Here is a 17,780-nt window from a genome sequence, read left to right as displayed (position 1 = left end):
GTATTAACCATGTGCGTTCAGATGTTTGAGGCTTTTGTAGGCTAAAACGCTGGCCAGCAACATCAGCAAGGCGCCCGCTATCGAAGTCAGTTGCATGCCTTCCATGAAGGCATGCCTGGCAGCCTGCAACAGTCCAGTTTGCTCCACCAATGGCAATTGCGCGGCCGATGCTACAGCACCACCCAGTGTGTCTTGCGCAGCGCGCTGCACCTCACTTGGCCAGGTTGGGTTCAGCAAAGTGTCCATTCGGGCGCGATAAATGGCCACACCAATACTGCCAAAAACCGCAATGCCCACGGCGCCCCCAAATTCAGCACCTGTTTCAGCCAAGGCAGAAGCAGCGCCAGCCTTTTCGGGTGGTGCACTGCTGATGATCAATTCAGTGCCCAAGGTAAACATCGGCGACAAACCCAAAGCCAGCACCACAGTGGCAATGACCAGCAAAATCATGTCCGCTTGTACCGTCAGCAACGCCAGGCCTGCAAAACCAATGCCCGTACCCACCAAACCACACACCACCAAACGGGCTTGGCCCAATTGTTTCGCCAACCAGGGCGTTATGTTGGTGCCCACCACAAAGGCCAGTGCCCAAGGTACTGTCCAGGCACCCGCCACCAATGGTGTTAAACCCAACACCAATTGCAGGTATTGAGCGATGTATACATACACACCAAACATGGTCAGGCAACTTAACAGGTAAGTACCCAACACAGCCTTGAAACCAGGTGCTTTGAACAGATTTAAATCAATTAACGGATCTTTCAAGCCGGCTTGCCTGCGCACAAACCACACACCCAGCCCTAGGCCCATGGATAAACACATAGCACCCGTCATATTGACACCCATTTCCGCAGTGTGTTTCAAGGCATAAATAACCAAAAGCACCGCACTCAGCGAGAGTGCCGCGCTGGGAATATCCATTCGGCCGGCTGATTCATCCTTGTATTCAGGCAATAGACGTGGCGCAAGCACCAGAAGCAGAATCATCACGGGTACATTGATCAGAAAAACCGAACCCCACCAGAAATATTCCAGCAGTACACCGCCAACCAGTGGCCCCATGACCGCACCGATTGAGAAACTGCTGATCCAGATGCCAATCGCCTTCATACGCTCGGCGGGATCATCAAACATGTTTCGAATCAAAGAAAGTGTGGAAGGGGCAATCGTTGCGCCCGCCAAACCGTGTAAAGCGCGCGTCACGATCAACATTTCTGCGCTGTTTGAAAAGGCCGCCAACACTGAGGCCACACCAAAAGCAGCTGCACCAATCATCAACAGCCGCCTGCGACCAATTCGGTCACCCAGTGTGCCCATGGTGATCAAAGCACCAGCCACCATGAATCCGTAAATATCTACAATCCACAGCAGTTGTGCGCTGCTGGGCTGAAGATCTGCACTGATGGCGGGAATCGCCAGGTTCAATACCGTCAAGTCCATGGAATACAACACACAGGCCAATGCGATCACTGACAGGCCCATCCACCTCGCTTTGCTGGATTCCATCAAACTTGCGTCCCGAATAAAAAAACCCCACAACGGAATGTGTGGGGTTTGAGCTTAATCGAAGATTGTGATTATCTGATCAAGGGCGTTGTGCTGTGGAGCGAAAAAATAAATGACCAAAATCCCAACGGCCAGAAGCACTTCCCCAAGGGTTTCAGAAAAATAGTTGGCCAAGTTGCTGCGAAATAAATGGCCAAAAATATTTTTCTCAGAAAACTGTGAATAATCAGTAGCTTATCAGGCTTTGATTCCTGTCAACATCAGCCTAACCGGCCTGCTAGCCACACAACTTGATCAAACCCTGGGCTATGCATAATTAGCATTCAGTCCATTTGCGAAGAAGGTTATTGTACAAACCTGTGAGTCGAATCAACTCGGGGTGACTCTCACCGTACTGTGCACGCAGCTTGATAAGTGACTCGTCCATTTGAAACAACAGTCGCCGGCATTCCAGATCTTTCACCATGCTTTGCATGAACATGTAACAAGCCAGTCGTTCACCTTGTGTAACAGGGTTGACCTGGTGCATTGAGCCCGAAGGGTAGACCACCAAACTGCCCGCCGCCAGTTTCACCGTATGCATGCCGTAGGTGTCTTCAACGACCAGTTCACCACCCTCATATTCCTCGGGGCTGGATAAAAACAGCGTAGCCGAAATGTCTGTTCGCAATGCACTTCCATCTGGCAAGTATCGAACAGTGCTGTCCGTGTGTAGGCCATAGTGGTTGGTGGCACCAGCATAGCGATTAAAGTTGGGTGGCAGAATTTTGTAAGGCAGTGCAGCCGAAATCAATCGGCTGCTTTTGTTTAATGCACGCATGACCAGCACACGCAGGTCTCTCAACACTTCACTTCCTTCCGGAATTTGAAGATTGTTCTTCGCGAGGCGGGCTTGTGTGCCCGCGCTTTGACCCGTTGCCCAGTCAGCTTGCTTAAGCATCTTGTGGATGCTTGCAAGCTCCTCGGCAGTAAGAACGTTGTCGATAGTGACCAGCATATGCGTGTGTTGCTTACTTAATTAAAAGTCATATCTCAGGGTGGCGATCAACTGGCGACCTTCTCCTGGAATGCCTTGGCCGCCGCCTTCAGCCAGCTGGGAAATGTATCGCTCATCAAACACATTGTACAAGTTCAAGCGGACCTGAACGTCCTTGGTGAATTTGTAGGTGGTGTACAAATCAACCACTGTGTAGCTTGGAATAGTAACTTTCACGTTGCCAGTGGTGTCGGGTTGCACACCGCTGGTTTGTTCATCTACGTACTGCAAGCCACCACCCAGTGTAATTTTTGGTGTGATGTCGTACGTTGTGAAAATATTGAATGAGTGCTTCGGCGTTCCGCCCAGTTCCTGCCCAACCGAGAAGGGCGACGTGGGCGCACTGGTTACTTCCGACTCTAGGTAGGTGTAGCCCGAATAAAGTTTCCACGCTTTGGTAACCTGACCAGCGACAAGCACCTCAAAACCATCAATGTAGTACTCTACATTGGGTGTTGTTACGCCTCCTGCGGACTGGGCTGGCAGTCGGCCTTCGTCAGTTTCTGTACGGAATACCGCAGCATTGACATCAAGCCCCGCGCCAATTGTTATCTTGCTGCCCAACTCGTAAGCTTGAATTTTCTCTGTGGGCGAATCAAAGGAGCTATTCGCTACTCGGTCATTCATGCTGCCGCCAGCCAGTTGAATCTGGTTGCGGTCGAAGTTGCCGGAGATGTTGAAGGCTGTGCCGTAAGACGCGTACAAGGCGTGATTGGGGGTCAGCTTGTGAACCAGACCAAGACTGTAGCTGGTCTCGGTGTCTTCACGCATGAAGCTACGGTTTTCCGCCTGCTGGGGTGTTAATCCTGCTGCTGTCGAATTTTGACGGTCTTCCTCATTCGCAAAAGCCTTCACTTTGTCGTAACGAATACCGGCGTTCAACTCCCACTTCTCATTAAATTTCATGGTGTCCAGCAAGTACAGACCCATTTCTTCCGTTTCAAGCCGATGAATACCACCGTAGGCTAGCGTACCGGTGAATTCGCGCTCAGCTGGGTTAAACAAACTGGTGGCGGGCCCATTGGTGTCCAAGCGGCGGCGGTTTTCGTATTCATAAAAGCCAAAGTCAAAGCCAGCCACCATGTCGTGTTGAATGCTGCCGGTATTCAGACTGAACAACAAATCTGTCTGGTTTCTGAAGCTGGTGTCGACTTGATCTCTGGGCTTTAAGTTACCTACAGCAAAGCCTGAGGCTGGGTTGTTGTTACCAACGCCCGTTCCGTTATCAACAAATCGGGGCGACGAGGTAATCGAGTCGTTGCCCACCTGTGCGAAGCGGGTTTGATTGCGAATCACTTGCCCGCTGGCCAGTGCATGCTGAACAGCCAAGCCAATCTGGTTCACTTCAATGTCTTTGTAGTCGTTGGTGTGACCATAAAAATTATCGAAGTTGATACCATCGGGCAAACGTCCTGTACCACCGTTACGGCGATCAAAAGGCAAGCCTGCGTCAGGAATATCGTTGGTTTTGATGTGCAGAACATCTGCGGTAATTGAAGTCGGTTTGTTCAAACCCCATGTGTAAGCAGCATAAACGCCATAGCGATCTTCTTCGGCTGTATTCCTGCCTGGCAGATCAGCGCTGTGCTTCATCAAGTTGATGCGTAAAGCTTCGTCTTCATCTAAAACACGGTTCATATCCAATGTGGTTCGGAAGAAGCTGTCTGTACCTACGCTGACTTCAGCTCGATTGAAGTCAATTCCCAAAGGTTGTTTGGTCACAAAGTTGATGGTGCCGCCTGCTGAACCCCGACCAGAGAACGCGGAATTGGGGCCTTTAACCACCTCCAGTTGCTCAATGAAAAACGGATCACGGAAATAGTTGCCAATGTCACGCATGCCGTTGACATTGATGTCGTCACGGGCATTAAAACCGCGAATCTTGAGCTGATCCCCGCCTGGAGGGTTACCTTCTCCGGCCTGAAGGCTGATACCTGGGATATTTCTTAGCGCCTCATTCAACGAAGTCACATTCTGCTCTTCGAGCAAATCCTGCGGTAACACGGTGATGATACGTGGTGTTTCCTGCAAAGGCCGCGTGTACTTGATGCTATCCATTTGTTCGCCACGGAAGTCGATCACATCAACATCAGGCAGTGTTTGGGCGTTTTCTTGTGCATTCGCGTTGGCTAGGCTGCCTAGAGCCAGCGCCACGGCAAGGGCGATTGGTTTTGGGGAGTGCTGCATAGTCGTCTCATTAATTAATATGAAGACGAATAATAATTGTTATTATTTAAACAGTCCAAGGGTTTTTTTGTACTGTTCAAAGCAAAACGGCTAACTTCAGTTACAAGTAGCTTGACGATCAGAGAGTTTCATCAACGAATAACAAGAGCTTTGACCAGTCTCTGTTCGATATTTGTGTCGTGCCTATCCTGATCAGGGTATGGTGGCTCGTTTAAATCAACGGGCGGAGCACCTATCTTATTGAGATCTACAGCTTGCGGGACACCGACCAAAGTATCGCCCTCGATGGCGAACTTGAAATAAATCCCATTCCAAAGTTTTGCACCAAATTCGCTCGGTCTTTTAAACATAAACAGCAGACGATGTTCCAACCAAGCGTAGTCTTCAGCTGAAACGATATTTGGGCTTTTATAGGGATAAGGCACGTGACAACTCACCTCGGTTTCCCCCGCCAAGCATTTAAATTCACGCATCGATAAGAAAAAGTCGGTGAACTTGGTGTGATCTAACTCCAATGTAAACTCATGTTTGCCCTGTGAATGTAGTTGAAAATTTACCGTACCAATCTGAACCTCGCTGCCCTGATCCAACTGAGCGATAACGGCTTTAGTTCCTTGCAGTTCAAATTTTGCATGAGCAGGGCTAAAAGATAACAGCCCGATAAACCAAAATATAGAGTAAGTCGAAATACGCATAGACAATCACCCCGTACAAGAATATTTAGCCACTATAGGCTTGCGATAACAATTAAATCAATAACTGTCTTAATCGCGTAAAAGATGCCGAACCTGAACGATAAAAAAAAGCGGCTAACAACGGGTATCCCATTCGAGATGGCTGATGTAACACGCATCACGATTAAAGTAACAGATCCTTATTTGTAAACCTTAACCTTACGATTCCGAGGAAACTACACAATGCCGTCAGAAATTCCATCTTCCGTGCCCATACTTGCTGCAGCTATAGGTGCCGGAGCAGCACTTCTTGGTACTGGATTATCTTTTGGACGTGATTGGTTTAGTCAACGACTCAAGGATGGCCAGCAGCGGACTTTCGTCGCGCTTCGTATTGCAGCAGAGCTTGATGATTTCGCTATTAGCTGTGCTTTGGCTGCCTCTGATCAAGGCGAACCACATGTAGAACAGCATGGGCAAGAAGAATATAGATCACGCCACAAGACTCCAACCTTTATCCTTGACTACTCGGCATATGACTGGCGCCTATTACCAAAGGACCTGTTAATGCGAGTACTCGAGATGCCACATTTAACCAAGCAAGCTCATGCCAACCTTGACGGGGTAAACGAGTTTTTAGCACACCCCCCTTACTATGAAGAATTCTTTCAAACTAGAAGTTTAAATTTTGGAAGACTTGGGCTTCGTGCTCTTCAAATCGCTAAGGATCTGAGACACCGAGTAGGCGCTGTTCCAGACATGCCGAGTCTTGATCCAGAAAGCGACTACGATGTTCATGCTGAACTAAATTGGGCAGTCAAAAAAGCACTCGAAGCAAAACCCGCTGACTAGGGTCTACAAGGTATGATTGTTAAATTCTAATGTTTTTGGAATTGAGGACAAAATCAAGATCAATTTTTTTAAAGAGTCTCAAAATAAACTAAAAAATAACCTTAAATCAAGCATTTGCTGACTCTAACAAAAACGGCCAACCGAAGTTAGCCGTTTCTCTATACCCTAATCTTCGGAAAAACTTGGCCAACTATTTAACAGAAATGGCCAACTATTTCTTCGCTCCACATGTGCTTACACGTCAATATTGCCCGCTTTCAAGGCGTTGCTTTCAATGAACGCACGCCTGGGTTCAACTTCATCGCCCATCAATGTTGTGAAAATTTGGTCTGCTGCAATTGCGTCTTCAATTTGAACACGCAGCAAACGGCGCACGGTAGGGTCCATGGTGGTTTCCCACAACTGCTGTGGGTTCATTTCACCCAGACCTTTGTATCGCTGTTTGGTAATCGCTTTTTCAGCCTGTTCACGCAACCAGTGCATCGCTTCACGGAAGCTTTGGACCGCTTGTACTTTTTGTTTCTCGCCTTCGCCACGCTGAATTTCAGCGCCTTCCATGATCAGGCCTTTGAAAGTTTTCGCAGCATGGGCCAGCAAGGGGTAGTCCGCACCGTGAACAAAATCCGGGTCGATTGTGGTCACACGCACATTGCCATGGTGGCGGCGGTGAATCAGCACACGGTGCTTGTCGCTTTGTTCATCAAACTGCGAGAACACTGTCATGATGGTTGGGTCCAGCACCGCTTGCAAACGGGCTGCGCTGGCCTTGGACGCTTCTTCAGAATCAAGATCCAGCTCAACGCCTTCCACAATGGCGTTCAACACATCGGGATCAATCATTCTGCTTAAACGACGCACCACGGCTTCAACCGTTACAAACTGGCGAGCCAGTTCTTCCAGTGCCTCACCCTTGATCGGGTCTTTGCCCTCACCGGGGATCAACCCGGCTTTTTCCAATGCAATGCCTAACATGTACTGCGCTTCTTCCTGATCGTCTTTCAGGTAGCGCTCGTCTTTGCCGTGCTTGACTTTGTACAGAGGCGGCTGCGCAATGTACACATGCCCATGTTCAACCAGTTCCGGCATTTGACGGTACAACAGGGTCAACAACAATGTTCGAATGTGCGCACCGTCCACGTCCGCGTCGGTCATGATGATGATGCGGTGGTAACGCAGTTTGGCGAGGTTGAAATCGTCCTTGCCAATGCTGGTACCCAAGGCTGTAATCAGCGTAGTAATTTGCTCCGAAGTCAGCAGCTTGTCGAATCGTGCTTTCTCTACGTTCAGTACCTTCCCGCGTAACGGCAAAATTGCCTGAAACTTGCGATCGCGGCCTTGCTTGGCCGATCCACCCGCAGAATCGCCCTCGACAATGTAAATTTCACATTTTGCAGGGTCACGTTCCTGACAGTCAGCCAACTTGCCTGGCAAACCAACGCCGTCCAGTACGCCTTTGCGGCGTGTCATATCGCGCGCTTTGCGCGCAGCTTCACGGGCACGTGCCGCTTCAACAATCTTCAAACAAATCAGTTTGGCATCGTTGGGCCGTTCTTCCAAAAACTCACCGAGCACCTTGGCCACAATGTCTTCCACAGGTGCACGCACCTCGCTGGACACCAGTTTGTCTTTAGTTTGGCTTGAAAACTTGGGTTCAGGTACCTTCACCGACAACACGCAACACAGGCCTTCTCGCATGTCGTCGCCTGTCACTTCAACCTTTTGCTTCTTGGCAATTTCATTGACTTCAATGTATTTACCAATCACGCGCGTCATGGCCGCACGCAAGCCGGTCAGGTGGGTACCACCATCGCGTTGCGGAATATTGTTGGTAAAACAAAGGACCGATTCATTGAAACCATCATTCCATTGCATCGACACTTCAACACCAATGCTTGTGCCTGGAATGCCACCGTAAGTTTCAGCCGGACGTTCGCCCGCTGCATAAAACGTATTCGGGTGCAGAATTTTTTTGTTCGCGTTGATGAATTCAACAAAACCCATCACACCACCGCTACCCGCGAAATCGTCTTCCTTGCCGGTTCGCTCGTCTTTCAGGCGAATGCGCACGCCGTTGTTCAGAAAGCTGAGTTCACGCAGGCGCTTGGCCAAAATTTCATAGTGAAAATCATTGTTCTGCTGAAAAATCTGCGTGTCTGGCAAAAAGTGAACTTCAGTGCCTCGTTTGTCGGTGGTGCCCACAATTTTCATGGGCGACACATCGACACCGTCGACTTGCTCAATGATCCTGTTTTGAACAAAACCACGTGCAAATTCAAGCTGGTGAACTTTGCCTTCGCGGCGAACAATCAAACGCAACCAGCTCGACAAGGCATTCACACAACTCACACCTACACCGTGCAAACCACCGGAAACCTTGTAACTGTTCTGGTTGAATTTACCGCCAGCGTGCAATTCGGTCAGCGCAATTTCAGACGCAGAGCGTTTGGGCTCATGCTTGTCATCCATTTTTACGCCGGTCGGAATGCCCCGCCCGTTGTCGGTCACACTGATTGAATTGTCTGCATGTATGGTGACTACGATGTCATCACAGTGACCAGCCAAGGCCTCATCAATCGAGTTGTCAACAACTTCAAACACCAGGTGGTGCAAGCCAGTACCATCGGAAGTATCACCGATGTACATGCCCGGCCGCTTTCGAACCGCTTCCAGGCCTTCGAGAATTTGAATTGAGCCTTCGCCGTAATCTGCGTTGTTGCCTTGCACTGGCAAGTCACCGCCGTTCTGTGTTTCTGAAGTCATAAGGGTGTTGTTGTTTTCGTTTTATTGTCGTTTTAAATACGCATGGGCATAACGACATACTTGAAATCGTCTTTGCCTGGGGTGGTCACCAATGCACTGCTGTTTCCGTCTTGCAACGTGAACTGCACGGTTTCCGACTTGAGGTTGTTCAACACATCCAACAGGTAGTTTACGTTAAAACCAACATCAATCTCCGGACCTTGGTACTCGACTTCCATTTCATCCCGCGCTTCTTCCTGGTCCGAGTTGTTGGCCACAATGGTTAAGCCATTGGCACCCAGTACCCAGCGAATGCCGCGAAATTTGTCACTGGTCAATATTGAAGCGCGTTGCAATGAATGCAACAAGGCATCACGAGCAATCACCACATGGTGCTGGTGCGTTTTTGGAATAACCCGTTGGTAGTCGGGAAACTTGCCCTCAACCAGCTTGGTAATCAGGGTGATGTCCGAAAAAGTGAATTTCGCTTGGTTGCTCGCCAAATCAATGGTGACAGTGTCATCGGTATCATTCAGCAAACGCGACAATTCAAGCACTGTTTTACGTGGAATGATCACTTCATGCTTGGCAGTGCCACCTTGACCGGGTGCATCTGCATAGGCCAGGCGGTGTCCATCGGTGGCCACAGCACGTACACAGGCGCTTTCAATCACCAACAAAACACCGTTCAGGTAATAACGCAGGTCTTGTTGAGCCATGGAGAAGTGAACCATGCCCAACAGGTTCTTCAACATTTTCTGCGGCAAACTAATTTGTGTGACCCATTCCTTGGGTTCCTGCACCAGCGGGAAATCTTCTGCAGGCAGTGTTTGCAGTGCAAAGCGGCTTTTTTTGGCTTGCACCGACATCTTCTTGCCGTCCAGTTTCACCATCACATCTGAATCTTCAGGCAGCGATCTCAAAATATCCAGGAATTTTCTAGCAGCCACAGTGGTTGCGGTGTCTTCACCACCTGCACCCACTTCAGCACTGGTTTCAATCTGCATTTCAATGTCTGAAGACAGCAGTGTCAGCAGGCCGCCCTGTTTCTTCAACAGAATGTTGGCCAACACCGGCAAGGTGTTTCGACGTTCGACGATGTTGCTGACGATTTGCAGTTTTCGAACCAATGCATCGCGTGAGCTATGAATTAATTCCATTTAATATTTCCTTATAGGATTAGTTAATAGAGTTGATTCAATTCTGTGGACAACTCTATTTTTCCCTTTGAATTGAGCTTCTTAGGTTCTTTCAAAATTGGTGTAGAACTTCCGGGACTCGATCTGCATACTGTGGATAACTTTTTTCGAATTTCCTGGGTTCTTTTTTTTCTGTGGATAACTCGTGTTGTTGTGCACGGTTGTTACACAGTTATCCACAATTCTAAATCAACCCTTCAAGGTTTGGTCCAGCACATGCAGCGTATGGTTCAACTCTGAGGATTGATTTCGCAATTCCGATATCTTGTTTACTGCATGCAGCACGGTGGTGTGGTCTCTTCCGCCAAACAACTCACCAATTTCTACATAACTTTTCTCGGTCAACTCTTTGGCCAAGTACATGGCCACTTGGCGCGGCAGCACAATTTGCGCCTGCCTGCGCTTGGAAAACATGTCTGCAACCTTGATTTTGTAGTAATCCGCCACTGTTTTCTGGATGCTTTCCACGGACACCTGGCCATGGTGCACTGAAATCATGTCGCGCAAGGCTTCACGCACCAGGTCCATGGTCACGGGCTTGTTGTGAAAACTGGCAAATGCCATGATTCGTCGCAGGGCGCCTTCCAGCTCGCGGATATTGCTGCGCATGTGCTTGGCCACAAAAAAGGCCACGTCTTCCGAAAACATTATTTTTTGCTGTTCAGCTTTTTTCAGCAGAATGGCCACTCGCATCTCGAGTTCGGGCGGTTCAATGGCCACGGTCAAACCACTGTTGAAACGGGAAATCAGCCGGTCGTCCATGCCCTGAATGTCTTTTGGGTAGGTGTCGCTGGTGATGATAATTTGCTTCTTGGCTGCAATTAATTGTTCAAAAGCATAGAAAAATTCTTCTTGCGTGCGGCTTTTGCCCCCGAAAAACTGAATATCGTCGATCAAAAGCAGATCAAGCGAGTAATAAGAGCGCTTGAATTCTTCAAATGCCTTCTTTTGATAGGCCTTCACCACATCGCTGACGTATTGTTCTGCGTGAATGTACCGAATCTGGGTATTGGGGTTTTGTTCCAAGAGGCGGTTGCCGATGGAGTGAATCAAGTGGGTTTTGCCCAGGCCCACTCCGCCATACAAGAAAAGCGGGTTGTAACTAACGCCGGGGTTGGACGCCACTTGTTCAGCGGCAGCCCTGGCCAGTTGGTTGGCACGGCCCGAGACAAAATTGGAAAAACAAAGGTCACGATTTAAACGGCTGCGTTCGTAAACGGTGGCAGCAATTTCGTCGCGCTTGACGGCAGCAACCTTGGGCGCTCCTTGCGTTACTGCTTCACTGTTGTTTTTGGCTGCGGCCGTGGGAGGGGCCACCAAAGGGCTGGCCTGTTTGGTAGCCACTTGCCATTGAATGGCCATGTCGCAACCAAAAAACTCGGTGGCCAATTCATTAAAACGGCCGCCATAGTTATTCAGTACCCAGTCCAGCTTAAAGCGGTTAGGAGCAGCCATGCTCAGGCTAGCGGTGTCTTCATCAAATTCAACCACAGTCAGTGGTTCGATCCACAGCTTGATCTGTTGGGCTGGAATTTCCTTCCGAAGCGCTTCAACACAGTGGTTCCAGAATTGATCAATCACGTTATGAACAGCCTTATTATTCGGATGAACTGCTTTGCAGGAATTAAAACTCAGCGCTCCATTGTATCCAAACCCCCACGGATTGAGTGAGTGATTGGCCGCCTTCAAGCGAACTTGCAGATTTTTCTAGGTTTTTCCCGAATTTGCCTCTATAATTTCGGGTTCCCTTGGTGTGGGCTTCGATCCTTATTGGTTTCGTCTAATATGCCAACTCAAGGGCCAAACCAGTTTTAAACTATTTTTCGCCAAATTTTAAGCCCATGTGGGCCAGAGGCTTGCCATGAAACGCACTTATCAACCTTCTAAAGTTCGCCGTCAAAGAACACACGGCTTTTTGGTACGTTCACGCACCCGTGGTGGTCGTGCCGTGCTGCGCGCACGTCGCTCCAAAGGTCGTGCACGTTTGTCCGTTTAAACCTGGCGCTTTGAACATTCTGAATTGCACAGGGTGGGTTCCGGGTCGCATGCGACAAAAATCACTCGATCTGAAACATTTGGTGGTCTGTTAAAAACCAGGCCAGTGGCCAAAACAGATCGATTGATGCTTCACGCGTTGTTCGAAGACAGCCCACCGCAGTTCGGAATACTGATTCCCAAGCGCTTGGCCAAACGGGCCGTGGATCGAAACACGCTTAAACGCTTAATCCGTCATGCCTGCCAAGATGCACTGGGTAACTACCAAGGCAAATTTCTGGTTCGCTTAAGCAAGCCAGTGTGTGCAGTAGGTCATTCAGATCGAGCGGCGTGGTGGACAGAACTCCAACAACTTTTCAACGATCTCTCACGGCGCGTGCCATCACAGCACTGATCCGTGGTTATCAGCTCGCTGTGAGCCCCCTTTTCCCGCCTTCTTGCCGTTTTTACCCCAGTTGCTCGGAATATGCCCTTGAAGCAGTTAAAATTCATGGCGCATGGAAAGGCGCGGCTTTGTCTTTTGGCCGCATTTGTCGATGCAACCCCTGGAATGCCGGCGGTCTGGACCCTGTTCCTGAAGCGCACCGCACCAGTCACGACTCTTAGTCATTAAGCTTAGTAATTAAGGATTTAAATGGAAACGCGCAGGCTAGTCCTCTTGATGATATTCAGCTTGTCTCTCATCATGCTTTGGGACAACTATCAGGCTTCTATCGGTAAACCCACCTTGTTTGGGTTGAGCACAGGCGCTCAAACCAGCGATAAAAGCGATGCTGCCAAGGCTGGTAATTTGTCAGCTGGCGGTTCCAGTGCAGCCAATGACCTGCCTCAGGCTGTGGCTCCCACGGCTGGTGACGTCCCTGCTGATCCAAATGCAATTGCCCCCAGCATTGCTGAAGCGGCACCTGCTGCACAAACCATCACTGTTAAAACCGATGTACTTGAATTGCAGTTTTCAAGCCAGGGTGCGCAGCTGATTACTTCAAAATTACTGAATCACCCGGCTGCCGAGAATCCAGACTTGCCAGTACAGCTTTTTGAACAAACAGCCAATCGAACCTATGTGGGTCAAGCTGGTTTGGTGGGTGTACCCGATGCGCCCAATCACCGTACCTTGTTTGAGTTGGTGTCTGGTTCTACGGAATTTGCACCAGGTCAGGACCAATTGAAGCTGGTGTTCAAAGCTACAAGCGGTGGTATTGAAAACACAACCACCTACACCATTTTCAAGAATCGCTATGACATCGATCTGGTAATCAACGCACGCAACACAGGTGTTGAGCCCGTGTCACCCAGTGCCTATGTGCAGATTACCCGCGACGGTAACCCGCTTGAAAGCGATTCTTCACTGTACGCAACCTTCACTGGTCCGGCTGTTTATACACCCGAGAAGAAATACCAGAAAATCGATTTTGAAGACATCGCTGATCGCAGTGCGGACTATGTAAAAACTGCCGATTCTGGCTGGCTCGCCATGATTCAGCATTACTTCGTGTCGGCAATTGTCGGTCAGGATGGTCCCCGTGAGAATTACACGCGCCAGGTAGACTCCAACTTGTATTCCATCGGCCTGGTCAGCAGCCTGGGCACTTTGGCGCCCGAGCAAACTGCGACTTACACAGCCAAGCTGTACACGGGTCCGCAAGATCAAAGCGTGTTGGAAGCCTTGTCACCTGGCTTGGATTTGGTGGTGGATTACGGTTGGCTTACAGTGATTGCCCAGCCCATTTACTGGTTGCTCGAAAAAATTCACAGTTACATCGGTAATTGGGGTTGGGCCATTGTGGTGCTGACCATTTTGATCAAGCTGGTGTTTTTCCCCTTGTCGGCAGCCAGTTATAAATCAATGGCAAAAATGCGCAAAGTAGGCCCGCGCATGCAGAAGCTGAAAGAGCAATATGGCGACGATAAAATGGGCTTTCAGCGCGCCATGATGGAAATGTACAAGCGCGAAAAAATCAACCCCTTGGGTGGTTGTATGCCGATTCTGATTCAGATCCCGGTGTTCATCGCTTTGTACTGGGTGTTGCTGGCCAGTGTGGAAATGCGCAATGCACCCTGGTTGGGTTGGGTGACCGATCTGGCTGCGCCGGATCCCTTCTACATTTTGCCGGTGATCATGGCAGTAACCATGTTCATCCAAACCAGGTTGAATCCAACGCCGCCCGATCCCGTTCAAGCCAAGATCATGATGATCATGCCTTTGGTATTCTCAGTCATGTTTATTTTCTTCCCAGCTGGCTTGGTGTTGTACTGGGTGGTCAACAACATTTTGTCCATTGCCCAACAGTGGGTAATTACGCGTCAAATTGAGTCTGCACCAGCCACAGCACGGTGACCCTATCGTTGCCATTGCCACCGCGCCCGGCAAGGGCGGGGTGGGGGTGGTGCGGTTTTCTTTTCCTTCCTCCTCCAGTTTCCAGGCCTTTTGTGCGGCTTTTTGCGGCAAGTTGCCCAAGCCCCGAATGGCAACGCTTTTAACGCTTCGAGATGTTGATCAACATGCCATCGATGAAGGCATTGCTTTGTTGTTCAATGCGCCGGCGTCATTCACGGGCGAGCATGTTCTTGAGTTTCAAGGCCACGGGGGTCAAGCGGTGTTACAAGGCGTTGTGGCGCATGCCTTGGCCGTTGCCCGGCAGCTGAACATTCCGCTGCGGCATGCCATGGCAGGTGAATTCACACAGCGTGCGTTTTTAAACGACAAACTGGATTTGGCTCAGGCTGAAGCGGTGGCTGATTTGATTGATGCCGGTTCCATGGCCACTGCCAAAGCCGCTGCGGCTTCGCTGAGCGGCGTGTTTTCAAGGCAGGTCAATGAGCTGGCCGACCGAATTGTGCATTTGCGTTTGTTGCTTGAGGCCACGCTCGATTTTCCCGAAGAGGAAATCGAGTTTTTGGAGAAGGCCGATGCGAAGGGGCAGCTTGCCGGAATTTTGAATGCGCATGGTCAGCTGCTGAATGCCGCGCAGGAAGGCGTGAAATTTCGCGATGGCTTGCAAATTGTGTTGGTGGGCGAGCCCAATGTGGGCAAATCGAGTTTGCTGAACGCCTTGGCTGGCGAAGAAATTGCGATTGTGTCGGCCATTGCGGGCACCACGCGGGATCGAATCAAACAAGAACTGAATATTCGAGGCATACCGTTGGTGCTGGTTGATACCGCAGGTTTGCGTGAAACCGTGGATGAGGTAGAACGAATCGGCATTGAGCGAACGCGAAAGTCAGTTCAGGAAGCCGATTTGTTGCTGATCCTGAAAGATGCAACACAGGGCCCCCACGATGCCTTGCATCAGCACCTTGAATTGCCAGTGCATTTGCCGACCCTTACGGTTTTAAACAAGGTTGATTTGCTGCCCGAGGCGCCACAATTGCTGCAAGATGTTTTGCCGGTGTCTGCAAAGAATGGGCAGGGGCTAGAGCAGCTGAAGGACGCAATACTGGCCAAAGTGGGCATTGCTCACACGCCCGATCATGGTTTCATGGCGCGGCAGCGTCATGTAGATGCATTGTTGGTCTGTGGTCAGCATTTGGTTGCTGCGCATGAGTTTGCGCAACAGGACGATCGAATTCTGGACTTGTTTGCCGAGGAGTTGCGCTTGGCGCATGATGCTTTGGGCGAAATCACCGGGCGTATGTTGCCCGATGATTTACTGGGCTTGATTTTTAGCCGGTTTTGTATCGGCAAGTAAGTGTTAGTCGCACAACACCAATTGTGAATCGGCGAAAGCCATTTGATCGATCAATTCAGATTCCTGTTCAAACACGGCACTTAAAAACACCAACTGTTCGCACAGTGATTCAATGGAATCATGGTGGCTTTCCGGATCGAGGTGCACGACCTGTTGGGTGCGTTCGACTTCGTCAAGATATTGGGCCAGCAGGGTTTGCAGGGTTGGTTTATTCAGTGTCCAGGTTTTAAGCTGAACCACCAATGCAAAGCATGCTTGTGCCGAGCTGGTTTTGCGCAATTGTTGAGCAAAATGTTTCAGGCCATGGGCAACGTTGTCCAGTTCCATGGTGACTCTGGCTTCGGACTGGCGAAAATAAAGTGGCTCACAATCGTGTTGGTGATGTTGGACCAGTGCAATTGTCATGATGGCTTGCTCCGCAAAGGATTCGGTATAAGTCCATCTTACTGACTTGAATTTTCCTGCCCATTCCGTGAAATGAGGATGCTTGTTTCTGATGCCCCCCCGAAATGCGGAACCCTTTGTAAAAAAAGGCAAAATGCGGACTTAATTGTTGCTCTGAATTCATGTACTCTTTGGGTGGAAGAAGAGACCCAAAGGTCCTGTGTGCCTGACTTAGCCTGCGAACAATGAAAAATCAAAAAATATTGGTGCTCGAAGATCACCCGCTGATTTCGATGGTAATTGAGGACGTCTGCAAAGACATGGCCCCCCACGCCCAAATCCATGTGGCGACAAGCCTGGTTCAAGCCCGAGAACATCTGTTTGAAAAACCTGATCTGATTATTTTCGACTTGACCTTAGTAGACTCCAAGGGCCAAGAAACCATTGACTGGCTTGATTCCATGTTTCCCAAAGTGTGCGGCTTGATTTATACCGGCTTTGTAAGCGAGGCCATTGAAGCACGTGCCGCGCAGTCAGGTTACTCGGTGGTGGAAAAGACCTGCAGCCAATCGGCCTTGGCTCATGAAATCGAGTCTGTACTTTTTAAGTCCGGTATTTTGAATGGCAGCTCTGCAGACAGTGTGCCGGCCAATGAACATCAATCCAATATTGTGGCGTATCCCGGTGCAAAACCTTTGACCTGGCGCCAAGTCGAAATCATGCGAATGACAGCCGAAGGTTTGTCGGCAAAAATGGTGGCTCAACGAATTGGGCTGAGTCCTGAAACTGTGCGTGGCCACATTCGGGAAATTTTCAAACGCTTGGAAGTATCGAACAAGGCCCAAGCGGTGAATGTGTTTCTGAAGGCCGAGCGCAGCGTGAAAATGAAGCTGAACGATTAATTTGCTTTAGTGGTTGGGGTGGGGCACTCGCTTAAGGTCCACGCCCACTGTCAATGTGCCTATCATGTAATCTCCGTCATACACCGGTACGCTCACCTGGGCAATCATGGCTTTGGTGCTGTCGTCCCAGCGGGCTCGGGAAATGTGTGAGTCGGGTTTTCTCGAGGGCAAGTTGGTGTCGAAAATGGCTGTGAATTTTTCTTCGTCGCCTTGCCAGTAATCGGTGGTCACAATGTTCATGGCAACTGTTTCACCCTGGTTGCCGGTCAAAATAGCTTCCTTGAAATAACTTTGCATTTTCATTTCTGTGGCCAACACAGCGGACGCTTTCGAATTCTTGATTTGATCGGCTTCAGGCAGTCGGCCTTTTAGTTTGACCCACTTCTCGTCCAGTTCCAGGACTTGTTCTTTGGAAAGCTGGCGTGCGTTGGACGCTTTGACAGCCTCGATTATTTCGGGTTTGGCAGCGATCGATTTGATCTCTTTGATCAAGGTGCCTGCGCAAAAGGCATAGGCGTTGGCGCTTGCGAGAAACAAGGCCACGAATAAAAGGCCCAGGCGCGCAAAAGGCCCTTTGCATTCAAACTTTAGGCTGGGCTTTTCCATGATTTGTTTTC

Annotated in this window: 16 protein-coding genes; 7 read left to right on the top strand and 9 right to left on the bottom strand. The window is 49.6% G+C overall.

From position 1 onward, the window contains the following. Positions 1 to 3 precede the first annotated feature (3 nt). The 4 genes from B4N58_RS14780 to B4N58_RS14765 all read right to left on the bottom strand — a co-directional run bounded on the left by B4N58_RS14780 (position 4) and on the right by B4N58_RS14765 (position 5,424). Positions 4 to 1,506: an MFS transporter gene (locus tag B4N58_RS14780; protein WP_291750532.1), complete on the bottom strand. Its 1,503-nt coding sequence runs from the start codon at positions 1,504 to 1,506 to the stop codon at positions 4 to 6. A 316-nt stretch (positions 1,507 to 1,822) separates the two neighbouring features. Then, positions 1,823 to 2,503, bottom strand: coding sequence for a Fe2+-dependent dioxygenase (locus B4N58_RS14775; RefSeq protein ID WP_171096880.1), 681 nt, complete (start codon positions 2,501 to 2,503; stop codon positions 1,823 to 1,825). A gap of 21 nt (positions 2,504 to 2,524) precedes the next feature. Further along, a complete protein-coding gene (locus B4N58_RS14770; RefSeq protein WP_291750531.1) occupies positions 2,525 to 4,729 on the bottom strand; it encodes a TonB-dependent receptor in 2,205 nt (734 codons plus the stop codon). A gap of 131 nt (positions 4,730 to 4,860) precedes the next feature. Next, positions 4,861 to 5,424, bottom strand: coding sequence for a hypothetical protein (locus B4N58_RS14765; RefSeq protein WP_291750530.1), 564 nt, complete (start codon positions 5,422 to 5,424; stop codon positions 4,861 to 4,863). Positions 5,425 to 5,646: 222 nt separating this feature from the next. On the opposite strand from B4N58_RS14765, the gene B4N58_RS14760 reads away from it, so the two are divergent. Beyond that, a complete protein-coding gene (locus tag B4N58_RS14760; protein WP_291750529.1) occupies positions 5,647 to 6,255 on the top strand; it encodes a hypothetical protein in 609 nt (202 codons plus the stop codon). 234 nt (positions 6,256 to 6,489) lie between these two features. Here B4N58_RS14760 and gyrB read toward each other — a convergent pair whose 3' ends face one another. The 3 genes from gyrB to dnaA all read right to left on the bottom strand — a co-directional run bounded on the left by gyrB (position 6,490) and on the right by dnaA (position 11,771). Continuing rightward, positions 6,490 to 9,015 carry a DNA topoisomerase (ATP-hydrolyzing) subunit B gene (gene gyrB / locus B4N58_RS14755; protein WP_291750528.1) on the bottom strand — a complete coding sequence of 842 codons (2,526 nt, stop codon included), beginning with the start codon at positions 9,013 to 9,015 and terminating at the stop codon, positions 6,490 to 6,492. Between the two features lie 32 nt (positions 9,016 to 9,047). Continuing rightward, on the bottom strand, positions 9,048 to 10,154 hold the full coding sequence (dnaN, locus tag B4N58_RS14750) for a DNA polymerase III subunit beta (RefSeq protein WP_008247016.1): 1,107 nt from the start codon (positions 10,152 to 10,154) through the stop codon (positions 9,048 to 9,050). A 228-nt stretch (positions 10,155 to 10,382) separates the two neighbouring features. Further along, positions 10,383 to 11,771: a chromosomal replication initiator protein DnaA gene (gene dnaA / locus B4N58_RS14745; protein ID WP_291750566.1), complete on the bottom strand. Its 1,389-nt coding sequence runs from the start codon at positions 11,769 to 11,771 to the stop codon at positions 10,383 to 10,385. Positions 11,772 to 12,054: 283 nt separating this feature from the next. Here dnaA and rpmH point away from each other — a divergent pair, with 283 nt between their 5' ends. The 5 genes from rpmH to mnmE are packed head-to-tail and all read left to right on the top strand — an operon-like array spanning position 12,055 to position 15,877. Beyond that, positions 12,055 to 12,189, top strand: a complete 135-nt coding sequence (gene rpmH / locus B4N58_RS14740; protein ID WP_008247028.1) for a 50S ribosomal protein L34 — start codon at positions 12,055 to 12,057, stop codon at positions 12,187 to 12,189. Positions 12,190 to 12,222: 33 nt separating this feature from the next. Then, on the top strand, positions 12,223 to 12,582 hold the full coding sequence (locus B4N58_RS14735) for a ribonuclease P protein component (RefSeq protein ID WP_008247031.1): 360 nt from the start codon (positions 12,223 to 12,225) through the stop codon (positions 12,580 to 12,582). Beyond that, entirely contained in the window at positions 12,489 to 12,794 is a 306-nt protein-coding gene (gene yidD / locus B4N58_RS14730; protein ID WP_306481334.1) for a membrane protein insertion efficiency factor YidD, read from the top strand. The genes B4N58_RS14735 and yidD overlap by 94 nt, the downstream gene beginning before the upstream one ends. A 28-nt stretch (positions 12,795 to 12,822) precedes the next feature. Continuing rightward, positions 12,823 to 14,526 carry a membrane protein insertase YidC gene (gene yidC, locus B4N58_RS14725; protein ID WP_291750527.1) on the top strand — a complete coding sequence of 568 codons (1,704 nt, stop codon included), beginning with the start codon at positions 12,823 to 12,825 and terminating at the stop codon, positions 14,524 to 14,526. Beyond that, on the top strand, positions 14,498 to 15,877 hold the full coding sequence (gene mnmE / locus B4N58_RS14720) for a tRNA uridine-5-carboxymethylaminomethyl(34) synthesis GTPase MnmE (protein ID WP_008247035.1): 1,380 nt from the start codon (positions 14,498 to 14,500) through the stop codon (positions 15,875 to 15,877). The genes yidC and mnmE overlap by 29 nt, the downstream gene beginning before the upstream one ends. Before the next feature lie 3 nt (positions 15,878 to 15,880). Here the strand turns inward: mnmE and B4N58_RS14715 are convergent, their stop codons facing one another. Continuing rightward, positions 15,881 to 16,282 (bottom strand): hypothetical protein, encoded by a 402-nt coding sequence (locus B4N58_RS14715; protein ID WP_008247036.1) that lies wholly within the window; start codon positions 16,280 to 16,282, stop codon positions 15,881 to 15,883. A 224-nt stretch (positions 16,283 to 16,506) separates the two neighbouring features. Here B4N58_RS14715 and B4N58_RS14710 point away from each other — a divergent pair, with 224 nt between their 5' ends. After that, positions 16,507 to 17,163 carry a response regulator transcription factor gene (locus B4N58_RS14710; protein WP_008247037.1) on the top strand — a complete coding sequence of 219 codons (657 nt, stop codon included), beginning with the start codon at positions 16,507 to 16,509 and terminating at the stop codon, positions 17,161 to 17,163. A 6-nt stretch (positions 17,164 to 17,169) separates the two neighbouring features. Here the strand turns inward: B4N58_RS14710 and B4N58_RS14705 are convergent, their stop codons facing one another. Next, positions 17,170 to 17,769: a hypothetical protein gene (locus B4N58_RS14705; RefSeq protein WP_291750526.1), complete on the bottom strand. Its 600-nt coding sequence runs from the start codon at positions 17,767 to 17,769 to the stop codon at positions 17,170 to 17,172. Positions 17,770 to 17,780: the final 11 nt, after the last annotated feature.

This window comes from Limnobacter sp. UBA3528 (genome assembly GCF_002377005.1).
Lineage (GTDB): Bacteria > Pseudomonadota > Gammaproteobacteria > Burkholderiales > Burkholderiaceae_B > Limnobacter.
This window is presented reverse-complemented; position numbering and strand designations above follow the sequence as displayed.

Coding starts and splice junctions, on each gene's coding strand:
- B4N58_RS14780 (WP_291750532.1), bottom strand. CDS start 1,506: ATGGAATCCAGCAAAGCGAGGTGGATGGGCCTGTCAGTGATCGCATTG.
- B4N58_RS14775 (WP_171096880.1), bottom strand. CDS start 2,503: ATGCTGGTCACTATCGACAACGTTCTTACTGCCGAGGAGCTTGCAAGC.
- B4N58_RS14770 (WP_291750531.1), bottom strand. CDS start 4,729: ATGCAGCACTCCCCAAAACCAATCGCCCTTGCCGTGGCGCTGGCTCTA.
- B4N58_RS14765 (WP_291750530.1), bottom strand. CDS start 5,424: ATGCGTATTTCGACTTACTCTATATTTTGGTTTATCGGGCTGTTATCT.
- B4N58_RS14760 (WP_291750529.1), top strand. CDS start 5,647: ATGCCGTCAGAAATTCCATCTTCCGTGCCCATACTTGCTGCAGCTATA.
- gyrB (WP_291750528.1), bottom strand. CDS start 9,015: ATGACTTCAGAAACACAGAACGGCGGTGACTTGCCAGTGCAAGGCAAC.
- dnaN (WP_008247016.1), bottom strand. CDS start 10,154: ATGGAATTAATTCATAGCTCACGCGATGCATTGGTTCGAAAACTGCAA.
- rpmH (WP_008247028.1), top strand. CDS start 12,055: ATGAAACGCACTTATCAACCTTCTAAAGTTCGCCGTCAAAGAACACAC.
- yidC (WP_291750527.1), top strand. CDS start 12,823: ATGGAAACGCGCAGGCTAGTCCTCTTGATGATATTCAGCTTGTCTCTC.
- B4N58_RS14715 (WP_008247036.1), bottom strand. CDS start 16,282: ATGACAATTGCACTGGTCCAACATCACCAACACGATTGTGAGCCACTT.
- B4N58_RS14710 (WP_008247037.1), top strand. CDS start 16,507: ATGAAAAATCAAAAAATATTGGTGCTCGAAGATCACCCGCTGATTTCG.
- B4N58_RS14705 (WP_291750526.1), bottom strand. CDS start 17,769: ATGGAAAAGCCCAGCCTAAAGTTTGAATGCAAAGGGCCTTTTGCGCGC.